The sequence below is a fragment of the Lactiplantibacillus fabifermentans DSM 21115 genome (assembly GCF_000498955.2).
GTDB lineage: Bacteria > Bacillota > Bacilli > Lactobacillales > Lactobacillaceae > Lactiplantibacillus > Lactiplantibacillus fabifermentans.
The window spans coordinates 16,599-31,469 of record NZ_AYGX02000053.1 but is presented as its reverse complement, the minus strand read 5'-3'; the positions used below and the strand labels follow the sequence as shown (position 1 = coordinate 31,469).

The following is a 14,871-nucleotide window of genomic DNA, read 5'->3' as shown; positions in this document are numbered from 1 at the left end:
CCGGCGATATTGTTATGTGATACAGCACCCAATGGGAGTTGACCGCATAACGTGTGATTGTAACGTAGCTTAACGGAAGAGTTGAAAATTCTGTGTGTGGCATGAGACCACACCAATCACATTGACCCAAGTAAGTCACTAAACTGCTGTGTGCTTGTGGTGGAATAGGTAGACAATAATGTTTTTAAGCTTAATGGCTTAGACGTGTGGCAACCCTGAACATGCGGGCTGGCGACAGTTGGGTTATATCAGTTGCGTCGCGACACTGATATGTAATAAGTAATAAGGCAAGAGATACTTCCCAACATGTAGGGTGCAAATCCTTACCAAGCACATTGAAAGTACCGCAGCTTTATCCATGTCTTTCATAAAACTACTCTCTTTCAAATTGTTAACGATTGAGTCTGACGTTACTGTCGCACCGGATAGAATCTTTGAAATACCGGTTTGATAATTTGGAACACTCAGTAATAATGGCGCAATTAAACTGGCCACCAGATAGCATGCAGGAACATGCGCGCTGTGGCAATGTAAATACTCCAAACTAGCTCTCGCTTATTGGCGGGAGTTTTTGTATAGTTAAATTAGTTTGGAGGTAGGAACATGGAAAAATCAAAAGAATTACTCTCAATGCTTGAAAATCCCGAGTATTTTTTGAATGCACAGAGACAAACGCTTGAGTCTCGAATCGAGGCAAAAAAATTGACTGAAAGTGAAGCAAAGAAAGCAAAAATTGAAAGCGCAAAATCTGTTGGTAGGAAAGCCTCAATGGATCTCTTGAACCAAAGCTGGGGAGATATGATTGTTGATATCATTGGTGCACATGAAGAGATTGAGGGAAAGCTTAATGAGTCTAAAGAAGCTCTTTTACTTGGGGAGTATTTAAATAAATCAGATAACCAGGAATATGCGCTAAAACGGCTTATTAATGTAATTACCGATCCATATGGAAGCATCTTATTTAATAAACTGCTTTTAATATTAAAAGATTATCCGGCTGATGGGGACATGATGGATATCTTAAGAGATACATTATTAAACTTGTCCGATGTAAATAACTTTAAAAGTGTTTTTACAAAGTACAAATTTCTAATCTCACTAATTGATAGGATAACCCCTCAAGCTATGGTAATTTTACAGGACTACTTGAAATGGCCACCTTTTAGTATGTCTATGATAATCAATAACAATCACGTTGAAGGGGATATGAGCAAGGAATTTACGGATGCATATTCACACCTTAAAGGCATTGATGATCCTAATATTGTATCGAGAATTCAGTATTCAGTACAAGAATTACAAAAAAATGAATTTGTTTTTGGAAGCCAGATAAGTACCGGTCAAGTTATTATGCAACCAAGTGAGGTTGGGATGGACTTGATCGGATTCATAAATCATGGTTAAAGAATTTTACAAACGGCATGTATAAAATTAATTAGAAAGTAAGGTGTGGTGGTATGCCAAAGCTGATTAATACAAAATACGGCTACGTCACGCCACAAGAAGCGGAGATGGATGCCCACTTAGATAAATGGATGAAGCGTCGTGCTAAACAGCATGGCGCTTTTAGTTTGGACAAAAAGGCACATAAATGCCATAAGGAGAAATTAAACCATGAACATAATTATCGTTAGGTATTTATTAGTGTTTGCCTATGGGTTAATGGTTGGAATGTGGTTATTGCACATTTATCAGTTATTGGCTACATGGTGGCGAGAGCGGGAAGCAAAGAAGCTTTACATTAAGCTAGGCGGCGTAGAACTTAAAAAATGTAAAACTAAATATCTGGTTATGCTAAACGATGGTGAGTATATCAATAAAAATTATTACGATAATTCTGTCACCAGAGGGAAAGGCGAATATTGGAAATACACTTATATTTCGTTAAGCAATGCTAAGCGTACTCAAAAAGAATACGGTGGAAAGCTATACATGGTAGTTGAAAATGCCCGTATTCTTCCATGTGGAATAGTAGCAGATAATAGCACTAATACCGGTAAGTAAATATCATGAGGAGGAAGCAACATGATGAACATCGATGATCAAGAACTATTGTCAGTTCACCCCAGTCATTATCCATATGACATGAAGCAACACTTGAAATATGATTCAGTTGCCTTCCATCAGCGAATAGGCGATTGTATGACTGATGAGGATTGGTGGCACGTTAACCAGGTGTTAGAGCAAGCCGCTAAAGATGGTACTCGGATAGTTACATTTGATAGTGATAGTTACTCAAGATACCAATTGAAACAGATAGCTTATGAGTTTGTTGCGGGGAACTTTTTGGTAGACCAGGACCATGATGGCAAGGACCAGTATGTCTATGTTTATTTAAGGTGATGACGACATGCGAATGAAGATATGCAAACGGCTTGGCTGTAAAGCAATGATCCCGTATGACCAGACGAATCCCTACTGTGAAAAGCACGGACAGAATTATCACGAGTATCAACGACCAGCAAGGACGATTGACCAGCGGCACTATAATCTGACGCGGCGTGATCAAGAAGCAAATCAGTTCTATCATACGCGAGCTTGGCGTCAGTTGAGCCTATCGGTTAAGCGTCAGGCAATGATGACTTGTGAATGCTGTGGGCATACGGCGTTAGCTAAGGGTAAGCTACTGGTTGACCATATTGTACCTAGACGGATTGATAAGCGTTACCAGCTAGACCGTGATAATTTGTGGGCATTGTGCTACAGCTGCCATTATTGGAAGACGCGACTAGAGACACAAATCTATCTGGATGGTGAGACCAACTTTATTACCAATCTTGACACAGCCACACGTTGGAGCCGCGACGCGATTCGCGACTGGATAATTGATAAAAAAAACAAATCGATTTAAAGACGCCTGTTCGTCGTTCTAAGCAACTTTAGTTTGTTGCGGGAAAGTTATACAGATGACGAGCTAGTTTTTTTAAAAGGGGGGGCCTAGGGCTCGCTAGGAGGAGCTCACATAGTGGTCTCAAAAACAAAAAAATGTGTGAAAATTAAAAAATAGAATGGGAGGGAGTATTGTGAATGTAAAACATGCAGGACGTAAGCGTAAAGCCAATCATGACGGGGATTACCACCAGTCTATCAAACAAGTTGACGCTAAAATAAAGGCGGAGCAAACGGCTATAAGTGACCTACAAGTTACCCCACCACGACACCTAGATCAATATGGGAGGGCTATTTGGAAAGTGCTCGTGCCAGAGATGGTTAAGTTTGGCAAAGTGAAACAAATGGATCGCGTTACCATGGAATTATTCTGTACGGAGTATTCCAACTACCGTAAAGCTGAGCAGACTTTAGTGGAATATGGCGATTATCTGCTTAGCGAAGATGGACAACCAGTTAAACGGTCGCCGGCCCTCACGACCATTAATAGTGCCATTCGTAATTTGAAGAGCCTTAGTGCTGACTTAGGATTGACGTTTGATGCCCGTTCGGGGCAAGTCCTAGCTGAACAACCTCAAAAACAGGCTGACGAACCTTATAACCCATTGAAGGTGGTGAATTTCCATGCCTAGTTTTGTGGGCGTTGACAATATTAAAGCCAGTTTGATGGATAAAAATCATGAATACCAGAAATTGTTAGAAACATATGATGATCCTGGAACAAAATATGCTTATGATGTGCTATTTACAGATAAGTATTTAACTGGGCATGACGTTCAGCTGGCTTGTATCAGACATTTGAATGATTTGAAACGGCAAAATAATAATGATTTTCCTTACACATATGATTTGAGCTTTGTCAAAGCAATCGAATGGTTTGCACGTAGTATTCCTGACCCGACTGACACCAGCCAACTGATTGTACCAATGGGGTGGCAATCGTTTATTTTGGATAGTTTGATTGGATGGCGAGATCCCGCCAATAAGGGAAGCCGCTTTCATACGGCAATCGTTTCTGTGGCTCGACAACAAGGCAAAACTTGGTTAGCCTCCATTTTGGTCAACTTTTTTTATTTTGCGATTGGGGTGGACGAAACAGCACAAGACTACCTAGTAGCAAGCTATGATAGTGATCATGCGAAGAAGTTATTTGACTACGTGGCATTACAAGCACGTGCCATTATAAAAATGCCAGAATTTAAAAGACAAGCTAAGGAGCAAGGCATCGATCCCCAAACGCGTCAGGTTATCGGACACAATACTAAAAATACGATCAGTATTGGTTCCGCACAAGCTGGTGGCTTTGATTCAAAGCATAATACCATCGCTGTTTTTGATGAAATTGGCAACTTACAACCACGGATGAACGAGAGTGTTAACCAAATCATCTCGGGGCAATCCAAAATTGCTAATCGTTTATTCATGGAGGTTTCAACAGCTTATCCAAATGTCAAAGTAAAATTCAAAAATGATCAGGATGTCATGCGTAAAATCATGGAGCAGGATAATCATGAGGCTGAAGACACTTTCATGGTTATTTATCGACAAGATAATGATGATGAGGTCTTTAGGCCAGAATTGTGGGAAAAGTCAAACCCATTATTAGGACATCCTGAACTGAAACAACAATTGTTGGACGGCTTAGTTTCACTACGTGATAAGCAGGAACGAGAAGGCGAATTAGCATCATTTGTTAATAAATCGCTTAATATTTGGAGCCGACGATTTCAAAACAGTTTTGTTTCTTTGGCCAACATCAAAAAGAATTTAACACAAAGTTTTGATATTAAAGGTCGCGAGGTTTACATCGGCTTTGATGCTAGTCAAACTAATGATAATACCTCATTTGGATTGATTTATCCCTATAAGGTCGGTATACAGAAACGATTTTTTATCCAACAGTATAGCTTTATCCCATTTGCAAAGGCCAAGTCGATTAGCGCTAAAGAAAAGCAAGATGGGTTACCCTATCGTCAATTGGCGAACCAAGGATTATGTGAAATCACGCGTAATCCCAGTGGAACTATCAATAAACAGCAAGTTTATGAATGGTTAGTAAAATATGTTGCTGACAATCAGTTGCAAGTTAAATTTATTATTGCTGATCCTAACTTAGCGGCTTGGTTCACTAAAATGATTGAAAATTATCAACGTGATTGGCCGCTGTTAACCTTGGCACCAACTTCACAGAATTTATCCAATACGACTAAAGATTTTCAAAATCGATTTATCGATGGCAATATTCGCTTGTTAGATGATCCAATTTTAATTGATGGCTTGAATAACGCGATCCTCATTGAGGACCGTGGTGGTGCAATTAAAATTGATCGCCAAAACTGGGTCAGCGAGCATATTGATACGGTGGATGCGTTAATTAATGCACACATGCAGGCTATGGACCATTTTCAAGGCTATCAAGGCGATAATTACAGTCCGTTAAACGGGATGGGTGATGAAGAATCTTTGGATTTCTTCAGAGTAATGTTTGGTAGTCAGAAAGGGTAGAATGATGGTTGAAAAAGTTAAAAACAGAATAAAGACTTTCTGGGACAACTGGTTATGTGCTGCCCTGTTTGTAAGTGGGGTAATATTACTATGTGTCACGGGATTTTTGATTAGTTTGACGTTCGGCTGTGGTCTATCAGGGCTATTGTTAATCGTCATGGCCTGCGTTCTTAATTATGAAGAACAAAAGGGAGGTGAACGTTAGATGGGACTATTGACTCCCAAAAATTATCATCGAAATACAGCTAGAAATATGGTTTATCCTAGCACCAGTGATCTATTTTTAACCAATATTGGTGGGCACCCAATATTATATGCAGACGCAAGTAATGTTTTAAAAGATACAAATGTCTTTTCAGTTATAAATAGAATCGCTAGTGATGTGGCTGCAGCCCATTTCAAAACGGAAAATACCTCGGCCATGAGTCGCTTGGATAATCCCAGTCAATTAGTCAGTCGATTTACTTTTTGGCAGGGCGTTTTGACACAGCTGTGTTTGGCTGGTAATGCTTATGTCCCATTAATTGGTCACAATTTAGAGCATATACCGCCATCAGATGTACAAATTAATTATTTGCCAGGAAACACTGGGATTATTTACACAATTCAGGAAAGTAATGACCGGCCGAAAATGCAGTTAACTGCGGACCAAATGTTACATTTTCGACTGATGCCAGATCCTAAATATCGATATTTAATTGGTATGTCACCACTAGAAAGTCTAAATAACACACTAGATATTGACCGAAAAACGATTGATTCTAACTTAAAAGTATTAGAAAACCAAATTAGTTCATCTGGCAAGCTTACAATTGATAATTTCAATGGCGATGGTAAAACATTAGCTAATGCACGCCAGGCCTTCGAAGAAGCCAACATGGGCGCTAATGCTGGTCGACTCATGACATTACCGTCTGGTATGAATTATGAACAGTTTGAAACTAAGGCTGATATTTTTACTGCTCTGAATGCGAATGCTAGCTTTTCAGCTGATCAAATTTCAGCTGCTTTTGGTATTCCTAGTGATATGCTAGGCGGCGGGACTTCTACTGAAAGTCAGCATAGTAATAGCGATCAAATTAAGGCATTGTATTTGTCAAATTTAAATACGTATGTTCATCCACTATTGGATGAATTACGATTAAAGCTACAAGCGCCCGATTTAAAACTTGATATTAAGAATATGCTGGATGTCGATGATTCTACACTAACTAACCAGGTGGCCACTTTAACTAAAAATGGCGCGTTAAGCGCCAATCAAGCTCAATTTATTTTACAACGCTCGGGATTCTTACCAATGAGCTTACCAGCCTATAAACCACAAGGCGAAGGAGGTGAAAGTAATGACGATTAAAGTAAAAGGCATGATTGTCAATGATGACGAAGCACTTATTTGCCGTGATTGGCTTGGCATGACGGTTGTGTCTCCGGCTGACGTAATCGATGCACTCCCTAAAGACAACTCTGATGTGGAATTAGAGATTGCTTCTAATGGTGGCGAAGTGGTCCCAGCAACAGAAATTTACACAGCGCTAAAGAATTACCATGGGAATGTTACTGCACAGATTGTTGCTAACGCTTATTCTGCTGGTACAATTATTGCGATGGGGGCTGACAAGGTGCAAATGTCACCTGGGGCCCAAATGATGATTCACAATGCTGCAAGTGGTGCAGATGGTAATTATCACGACATGGATCAAGCATCGCAAATGTTGCAGAGTACGAACAAGGCCATTGCGAATATGTATGCTGTCAAGACCGGTAAGCCTGTTCAAACTTTTTTAGATTTAATGGACAGTACAACTTGGATGGACGCTGACAAAGCAATTGAGCTAGGCCTTGCTGATGAATTAGTTGATTTTACACCAGTTACTAATTCATTTAATACATCGCTAGTTCCTTATCAAGCACTCAACAAAATTAAAAACTTAATTGCCAAAAATAAGCAATTAGAAAATAACAACAATAATGGTCAACTTAGTGAGCACGAAAAGCTAGTGCAAGCTAAGCTGGCTATTTTTAATAAAGGAGACTTTTAAACATGTTTAAACAATTACAGGCCACATTCGATAAGGTAAGTGCGGAATGTGCTGACCTTAATGCCAAGGTAACGGCCGCATTACAAGACGATAATTTCGATGCGGATGCTTATCATAAGTTACAAGATGAGTTATCCGCTAAGAAAACGCGTCGAGATGCCTTGAATGATCAATTACAGGCACTCTCGGCTGAAAATAAGCAGCCGAAGAAGCCTGAAAACAACCAAGGGAAAGGAACTCCGCTTAACCCTAAAGGTGGCGAAGATAATTTAGCCAAGCAAAAATCTGCAATTAACACGTTTATCCATTCTCGTGGTGCAAAGGTAACCAATGATGCGGCGACATCCGTAACATCAACAGAGGTTGAACCGTTGGTTCCCGAAACTATTATTTACAATCCATCCGCTGAAATTAACTCAGTTGTTGACTTGTCGACCCTGGTCACCAAAACACCAGTAACCACGCCTAAAGGGACTTACCCAATTTTGAAACGAGCAGACGATAGTTTCAACAGTGTTGCTGAACTGGAAGAGAACCCCTCATTGGCCGCACCTGAATTTACTCAGGTTGATTGGTCAGTAGAAACATACCGTGGCGCTATTCCAATTTCGGCAGAATCAATTGCCGATGCTCAGGTTGATTTAACTTCATTAATTGGCCAAAATATTGGTGAAAAGCGAGTTAACACGGTTAACAAGTTGATTTCCCCGGTTTTGAAAGGGTTCACGGCTGTTAGCACCACGTCATCCACGCTTGCTGACGATATTAAACAAGTATTAAACGTCAAGCTTGATCAAGCCTACGCTCGTGACTTAGTGGTAACGGCGTCTTTCTACCAAATCTTAGATACCTTAAAGGATAACAACGGTCAATATTTGCTCCATCAAGATATTACCGGCAAGTCCGGCGCTACTGTTTTTGGTGTCCCAGTGCATATTGTGAACGATACGTTACTTGGTGCTGATGGTGAAGCCCATGCGTTTATTGGTGATTTGAAGCGTGGCGTTTTATTTGTTGATCGGCAAGAAGTTTCTTTATCTTGGATGAAGAATGAAATTCATGGGCAATATCTTGGCGCAGCTATGCGTTTTGGGGTTTCCAAGGCTGATGAAAATGCTGGCTACTTCTTAACAGTTAGTGATACGACCACGACAACTAGCAGCACGACTGCCTCAGCAACCACGACAACCACCACAACTAGCAAGTAATTAAGGAGGCGGTGAGATGGCAGATGAAACCACGACGACCACCACCACGACCACTGATAGTAACGGCGTCACAGTTGCCGATATGCAGGCTTATTTAGCCGTTGATGACAATGAAGACGTTCTGCAAAGCTTGATTGACATGGCTGAGACTGATGTTGTTAATAACATTGGCCGTGATATTGATATCGAAACTTACCGTGCTGATAAAATGTTTAATCAAGCGGTGCGGCTATTAGTAGACTTCACTTATAACAATCGTGGTGGCTTAGCCGACTTAACACTAGCTTACCCACCAGCCTATGCTTATTTTCTGAACGGCATGCGTTGGCGAATACCACAGGAGGTGGCGGCTGATGAAACTAAAAGCTAACCGCCTAAACAAGCGGGCAGAGTTTGGCGTCATGGTGGCAGGGGAAGAAGTTAACCCGAATACGGGTGAGACCATTGAGGTGTTCCAAGCATCTTTCTCACGGTATGCCGGTCGTTATAGTCGAACAGTGTCCCAGCAAGCTGAACTTGCCGGGACGGTTCTCGCAGATACGTCAGTGATAGTCATAAGACATACTGATCAGGTTAACGACCAGATGAGAGTGAAATTCGCAGGTGATCTGTACAATATCGTCAGTATTTCATCTGATGACAGTACTGCGGTCAGTTATGACCTAATCACCGTCAGAAAGTATGTGGTGAACCATGGCTAATGAGTTAGAGACTAATGGTTTGGACGAGACGTTGGCCCAACTAGCAGCTGGCTTGTCGAATGTTGAAAAGCTTAAGATTAACACTACCGTGGCGGCTAACTTCAAAACTGTGATGCTTAGTGATGACCGCATTCCCAAGAGCACGTTAACCTATGCGGGTGAACAAGTGCATTTACGAGATGCCTTTACCATCAAGCCATATACGGCTTACGGCTATGTGGAAGACGGGTTTACTTCCGCCAGTAAAAAGGCCTATATCGGTCGTATGATCAACGATGGTTGGGTGGCGAAGGATCGCAATGGGATGACTCATTCAACGGTGCCTGGCCAGCATTTTTGGGAATTGACGGCACGTGAGACCGAACGGACAACTGAAAAGCTCTATAACCGTGAGGTTAAACGCGCCATTGACAAGAAGGTGAACCGATGACAGCCACCGCAACCGTGGTCGCGTTACTCAAAAACAATAGCGATCAGTTAACTAATATCGCGGCAACTAACATTCATGCGTACAGTATCAGTACTGCTGATTGGACGGACGACGCACCACTGGTTTTAGTTACCGAGATCAGCCGCAGCGTAAGCCTTTATGGCAATGATAACGTTGGGCGTGAACTGGAAGAAATTCAGATACAGCTTTATTATCCCGCCAATTATACGGGCGACATGGATACGATTGAAAAGGCGTTAATTACTGTATTGCGAGCAAATAAATACTATTGCAGTAGTAATGCAGGGCATGTAATGACGCCAGATACAAAGAATATATTGAATACATTGAAATTTAAACATACAAAATAGGAGGCTCAACAATGGGAGCAAAAGGTGGCTACATTGGCTTGCAAAAGGCCAAGTTAGCATTATTGGATGACAACAACGAAGTAATCACTTCAGGTGGTTTAAATGATGACGGTGACGGTATTTACACTGTCACTATTACTGAAGACTTAGGTGTCAACGCCGCTTCGTTAACCGGGCTAGCTGGTTCAACGACGTCAGTTTATGGTAACAACACGCGGGTCAAAATGTCTGTTGGTAAGGCACAGCCAAGTGTTTCACTTACTGTTAACGCGTTCAACTACGAAGTGTTAAACAAGATTCTTGGCCGTACTGATCTTGGAAAAGGCATGTTCAACTTTGAAGGTGACCCTGTAAACTTGGCAATGGCCGTATATTCCAACACAGATAACGGTGGCGACATTATCTTCGGTTTCTACAAAGGTATTATGACGCCTGGTGATTTATCACTTGCCACTGACCAAGACACTGAGAGCCGTGTTACTGACGCGTTAACTTATACGCCGCTTGGTAATGAAGATGGCGATTATGGCGTGATTGCTTGGTCTGACGATGATGGGTATGAAGAAGCTGATGTGCTTGACACAATCTTCCCACAAGCAGCAACGACCACAACCACAACTACGGCGAGTAAGTAGTACAACCACTACAACCACAGTAGCACCTACAACCACGACGACCACTACGGACGCGGGCTAATAGCATTAAACGTCGCCTATAAATCAACAATACAACATTATGCTGGGCGGCAATTAGGAGGTTCTGATTTGAATTGAAATTAATCTTATGCCAACCGGCAGTTCAACGCTTCAAGTGGGAACTAGAAGTTTGCTTAACCAATTTAAAGCAAGTGGGCTTTGATTTATCATCAGTGATTTTGCTATTCACAAAGCACGATCTGAAAATCCCAGCATATTTAGCCCATAAGTACGGTGTCACGGTGCACGTGTATAAGGACACAAGAGATGACAAAAATTATATTCCAGCGGTTAAGCCTTGGTTATGGTGGCAATTTTTAGCGGAGAATCCACAGCGAGAACAAGAGACGTATTTTTATTTCGACAGTGATGTCATTTTCAGGCAGAAACCTGATTTTAGAAGATTGAAAGCAACACCGGATCGTTGGTTATGTAGCAATACCAATAGCTATCTTAATTTGGATTATTTACGGCACTGTCAAAACGGGGCCGAACTGCTCACAAAAATGGCTGGAATCGTCGGAGTTACAGTACCATCGTTAGAAACCATTAACCAGAATTCTGGTGGCGCCCAGTGGGTCATTGATCAGCCTAAAGCCAGTTACTGGCACAAAGTTTATCAGGACTGCAACCGATTATATCGGTATTTACAGCAGTCTAAAAGCAACGTTCAAGTTTGGACAGCTGAAATGTGGGCGCAACTTTGGAACCTACTATATTTCAATATTGGCCCACAAATTAGTCCGGAATTAGAATTTTGCTGGGCCACTGATCCGCTGAAACGGTGGCGTGAAACTAAAATTTTACATAATGCTGGTGTAACTGCTCAACACAAAGATTTGTTTTTTAAAGGGAATTATTTACATAGTGCACCATTTGAAACTGATTTAACTTTTGTTAATCCTCAAAAGTGTTCTAGCAAATATGTGGCGGCAATTCATCAAGTTAATTAAGAAAGGATTTACATATCATGAAATTAAACTTAAAGAAATTAGGCATTAACAAAACAGTTGAGGCCAAGATTACCAATCGCGTGGCTCGTAACGCCTTACAAGTTGCAAAGATGGCGACGGCTAGTGATGCAACGGACGATGACGCTTTAGCATTGGATGACCAAATTGGCATGATTGAGGCAATCGTTGATTTTATCGACAATGTTTTCAAACTGACCGATAAACAAGTGGACCAAATTTGGGACTGCGATTTTTCAACAACTCAAGAATTCTTTGGCGAACTGTCAAATGCCATCTTTGAAGCTAAACCATTGTCGCCAACGGAAGCCGGGGCAAAAAAATAACAGCGCGCAAACGTCTGCGCGAAATCAATAATTTCCTAGAAGATATGGATTATAACTGCCAACAAGCGATGGTACAAATGGGAATTCCGGTCAGTGTGTATGAAGAAGAGGATTTCATGCGCATTAACCAGGTCATGCTTGCTAAACCGCGTGATGAACGGGCACAAGACCCAATGGCCGCTTTAAAGGCAGCTGGATTGACCATTGGAGGATCTATTAAGGCTTAGAAAGGAGCTAAGATGACAGAAATTGCAGGGTATCGATATCGCTTTGATATTGCAGACAGTGGGTTTAGGGAAGCCATCAAAGAAATGCGCGCTAGTTTGCGCTCATTAAAGAAAACAACTAACGCAACATTTACAGAGTTTAATACGGCTGGCGAGAAAGCCACTGCGTTTAAAGAAAAAGTCAAACTGCTCGGTCAACAAATTAAGACTGAAAATGAAATTCTTAAATCCGCTAAGGCCCAGTATGCTGAACTAACTAGCAGCTTAAATCGACATGAGACGGTGCTGAAAAGTAGCGTTACTCGGCAAAAAGAGTTGGGGAATGCCTTAGAAAACACTGAAAGCAAACTCAAACGTGCTAAAACGGTCCTAGGTGAGGATTCTGACGAGTATCGAACATTAAATCAGCAAGTTAGCAAGCTGAAAGCGGATTATCAAGCACAAACGGAAACGGTTGCCAAAGCCAATAAGGCTTATGAGAATACGCGCAAATATTTGAATACGACTGGCGACCAAATTAGCCGGACTCGACGGGAGATTGCGTCACTAACTGCACAACAAGAAAAGAGCACTAAACAAGCCGACTATTATCAGAGTGGTATTGACGATATTCGCTCAGCTTTAAAACGCACTGCCAAAGAGAATGCGAGTTATGTCAGCCAACTTAATTCGCAAGGGAATGTTTATTCTGCCCAGAAGGCAAAACTGTCCGGGTTACGTAAACAGCACAGCTTACTAGGCGAACAAATTACTAAAGAGCAGGGCTTGTTAACGACCCTAAGCGCTAAATATGGCCAAAATTCCGCAGAAGTCCAAACACAGCGGACACAGATTAACAAGCTCACGACGGATTATAACCGAGAAAATACGGCGATTAATAAGTTAAACGTGAAGTACGGTAAGATGTCAACGAGGATGGCTAGTGCCCGCGATATGGCGTCTAAAACCGCTACAAAAGTCAAGGCTTCGCTAGCTAAGTATAAAGGCGCTGCAATAACAGCGACGGCCGCTATTACGACTTTGGGGGCGGCGACCATAAGTGGTGCCAAGAAGGCGTCCAGTTTACAGAACATTTACAAACAAAACCAAAACTTGTTAACCACGAGTGGCGAGTCGGCCAAGACGGCCATTAAAGCTGTTACTGAGATGCAGAAGGATGGTCGGAAGTATTCCATTAAGTACGGCGTTAGCCAGAAGACGATCGCTGAAAACTATCAGGACTTGATAAAACGTGGGCATACGGCTAATGAATCATTGGCGGTCATGAAAACCGAGTTGCAAGGGTCCGTTGCTTCGGGAGACGACTTCAATGATGTTACCAAAGTATCCAGCCAGGTGATCGAAGCTTTTGGCATGAAAACCAATAACACGGCTAAAATGGTCAAAAATACCAAGCGCGTCGTTAATGACCTAGCCTATACGGCTGATACGACCGCGACTGACTTCCAAAGTCTGGGCAAAGGGATGGAGTATGTCTCCGAAACGGCTAATAATGCTGGCTTTAGTGTTGAAGAAACTAGCGCAGCTTTAGGTGAATTAAGTAATCATGGGCTTTGGAAACTGGCCGCTTAAACAGAAATGTTTTTGAAAAAGAACTCCGTTAACTCGGGGAAGACTAAATGATGTATATTTGAAAAAATATATTACATGTTGATCCCGAACCAAGCCTAAAAAGAAATTTTAGGAAGGCGTAACGACTAGATAGAGTAACCTAAGCAAAGCACATGAAAAAACATGTGCTTTTTGTATGGCGAAATATCCACGAAGGCGGAGAACCTTAACGGATTATGACGAAGGTTAAAATATAGTCTGAACTATATGGAAACATATAGAAGTAGTGGATAAAGAACCGCTACGATAACATAATGGGAAGCCGATAAAGCGGGTACGGGCTTACGTAAAGTAATTACTAGCCTGGCAAAGCCAACAGATACTGCGACCGGAGCATTGAAGAAAATTGGAATCACATCAACCAGTGTCTTTAAGAAATCAAATGGCAATTTTAAGTCGATGACGAGCATTATGGGAATCTTACGGAAGCATGTAAAGAATCTCGGTGGTTCTGAAAAATCTAATGTGTTTAAGTCCATATTTGGTTCAACTGGAATGGCAGCCGCACAAATCTTAGCTAAGAATAGTACCGCTCTGGGCAAGTTAACCAAGCAAGTCTCGAAAGCAGGTAAAGAAGGTAAATATGTTCAAAAGTTAGCCAATAAAAATAGCACTACCGCCCAAATGAACGTCAAACGGTTTAAACAAGCCGCGTCATCGTTGGAAACGATGATGGGGGCCAAGCTACTGCCAGTGATGACCGAAGCGGCTAATAAGATGACGGTGGCATTTAACAACAAGAGTGTTCAAAGTGGGCTTAAGAAGACCGCCGGATTAATTGCTGATTTACTTGAAGGCACGCTAAAGGTGGTTGAATTTTTTGGCAATCATACAAAGACGTTAAAAGTCTTTGGAACGACTTTGGCTGGTATATGGGGACTCACCAAAATCAATAAGT

At 41.6% G+C, this 14,871-nt stretch carries 18 protein-coding genes and 3 pseudogenes; all 21 read left to right on the top strand.

Annotated features, from left to right (window positions below; translation table 11 throughout):
• Window positions 1–603: 603 nt before the first annotated feature.
• Complete coding sequence (locus tag DY78_RS04720; protein WP_024624388.1) at window positions 604–1,404, top strand: hypothetical protein; 801 nt, start codon at window positions 604–606, stop codon at window positions 1,402–1,404.
• Window positions 1,405–1,457: 53 nt separating this feature from the next.
• Window positions 1,458–1,634: a hypothetical protein gene (locus DY78_RS16375; RefSeq protein ID WP_056993500.1), complete on the top strand. Its 177-nt coding sequence runs from the start codon at window positions 1,458–1,460 to the stop codon at window positions 1,632–1,634.
• Complete coding sequence (locus DY78_RS04710) at window positions 1,615–2,004, top strand: hypothetical protein (protein ID WP_024624387.1); 390 nt, start codon at window positions 1,615–1,617, stop codon at window positions 2,002–2,004. Before DY78_RS16375 ends, DY78_RS04710 begins: the two co-directional genes overlap by 20 nt.
• A gap of 21 nt (window positions 2,005–2,025) precedes the next feature.
• A complete protein-coding gene (locus DY78_RS04705) occupies window positions 2,026–2,343 on the top strand; it encodes a hypothetical protein (protein WP_024624386.1) in 318 nt (105 codons plus the stop codon).
• A 7-nt stretch (window positions 2,344–2,350) separates the two neighbouring features.
• Window positions 2,351–2,851: an HNH endonuclease gene (locus DY78_RS04700; RefSeq protein WP_024624385.1), complete on the top strand. Its 501-nt coding sequence runs from the start codon at window positions 2,351–2,353 to the stop codon at window positions 2,849–2,851.
• 172 nt (window positions 2,852–3,023) lie between these two features.
• Window positions 3,024–3,521, top strand: a complete 498-nt coding sequence (locus DY78_RS04695) for a phage terminase small subunit P27 family (RefSeq protein WP_051385203.1) — start codon at window positions 3,024–3,026, stop codon at window positions 3,519–3,521.
• Complete coding sequence (locus DY78_RS04690) at window positions 3,514–5,394, top strand: terminase TerL endonuclease subunit (RefSeq protein WP_024624383.1); 1,881 nt, start codon at window positions 3,514–3,516, stop codon at window positions 5,392–5,394. The genes DY78_RS04695 and DY78_RS04690 overlap by 8 nt, the downstream gene beginning before the upstream one ends.
• A gap of 205 nt (window positions 5,395–5,599) precedes the next feature.
• Window positions 5,600–6,748 (top strand): phage portal protein, encoded by a 1,149-nt coding sequence (locus DY78_RS04680; RefSeq protein WP_024624381.1) that lies wholly within the window; start codon window positions 5,600–5,602, stop codon window positions 6,746–6,748.
• The gene (locus tag DY78_RS04675) at window positions 6,738–7,433 is read left to right on the top strand and encodes a head maturation protease, ClpP-related (RefSeq protein WP_024624380.1); all 696 of its coding nucleotides are present in this window, start codon (window positions 6,738–6,740) and stop codon (window positions 7,431–7,433) included. Before DY78_RS04680 ends, DY78_RS04675 begins: the two co-directional genes overlap by 11 nt.
• Before the next feature lie 2 nt (window positions 7,434–7,435).
• Complete coding sequence (locus DY78_RS04670) at window positions 7,436–8,641, top strand: phage major capsid protein (protein ID WP_024624379.1); 1,206 nt, start codon at window positions 7,436–7,438, stop codon at window positions 8,639–8,641.
• A gap of 16 nt (window positions 8,642–8,657) precedes the next feature.
• The gene (locus DY78_RS04665) at window positions 8,658–9,011 is read left to right on the top strand and encodes a head-tail connector protein (RefSeq protein ID WP_024624378.1); all 354 of its coding nucleotides are present in this window, start codon (window positions 8,658–8,660) and stop codon (window positions 9,009–9,011) included.
• Window positions 8,995–9,342: a phage head closure protein gene (locus DY78_RS04660; RefSeq protein WP_024624377.1), complete on the top strand. Its 348-nt coding sequence runs from the start codon at window positions 8,995–8,997 to the stop codon at window positions 9,340–9,342. Before DY78_RS04665 ends, DY78_RS04660 begins: the two co-directional genes overlap by 17 nt.
• Window positions 9,335–9,772 (top strand): hypothetical protein, encoded by a 438-nt coding sequence (locus tag DY78_RS04655; protein WP_024624376.1) that lies wholly within the window; start codon window positions 9,335–9,337, stop codon window positions 9,770–9,772. The genes DY78_RS04660 and DY78_RS04655 overlap by 8 nt, the downstream gene beginning before the upstream one ends.
• A complete protein-coding gene (locus DY78_RS04650; RefSeq protein ID WP_024624375.1) occupies window positions 9,769–10,143 on the top strand; it encodes a DUF806 family protein in 375 nt (124 codons plus the stop codon). Before DY78_RS04655 ends, DY78_RS04650 begins: the two co-directional genes overlap by 4 nt.
• Before the next feature lie 11 nt (window positions 10,144–10,154).
• The gene (locus tag DY78_RS04645) at window positions 10,155–10,778 is read left to right on the top strand and encodes a phage tail protein (RefSeq protein ID WP_024624374.1); all 624 of its coding nucleotides are present in this window, start codon (window positions 10,155–10,157) and stop codon (window positions 10,776–10,778) included.
• A 134-nt stretch (window positions 10,779–10,912) separates the two neighbouring features.
• Window positions 10,913–11,791 carry a hypothetical protein gene (locus tag DY78_RS04640; RefSeq protein WP_024624373.1) on the top strand — a complete coding sequence of 293 codons (879 nt, stop codon included), beginning with the start codon at window positions 10,913–10,915 and terminating at the stop codon, window positions 11,789–11,791.
• Between the two features lie 17 nt (window positions 11,792–11,808).
• The gene (locus DY78_RS04635) at window positions 11,809–12,135 is read left to right on the top strand and encodes a phage tail tube assembly chaperone (RefSeq protein WP_024624372.1); all 327 of its coding nucleotides are present in this window, start codon (window positions 11,809–11,811) and stop codon (window positions 12,133–12,135) included.
• Window positions 12,136–12,179: 44 nt separating this feature from the next.
• Complete coding sequence (locus tag DY78_RS04630; protein ID WP_024624371.1) at window positions 12,180–12,362, top strand: hypothetical protein; 183 nt, start codon at window positions 12,180–12,182, stop codon at window positions 12,360–12,362.
• Between the two features lie 12 nt (window positions 12,363–12,374).
• Window positions 12,375–12,701, top strand: a pseudogene (locus DY78_RS16925) (hypothetical protein); the annotation flags it as partial.
• Window positions 12,702–13,370: 669 nt separating this feature from the next.
• Window positions 13,371–13,916: pseudogene (locus DY78_RS16920) on the top strand (phage tail tape measure protein); the annotation flags it as partial.
• Window positions 13,917–14,243: 327 nt separating this feature from the next.
• A pseudogene (locus DY78_RS16875) lies at window positions 14,244–14,765 on the top strand (phage tail tape measure protein); the annotation flags it as partial.
• Window positions 14,766–14,871 lie beyond the last annotated feature (106 nt).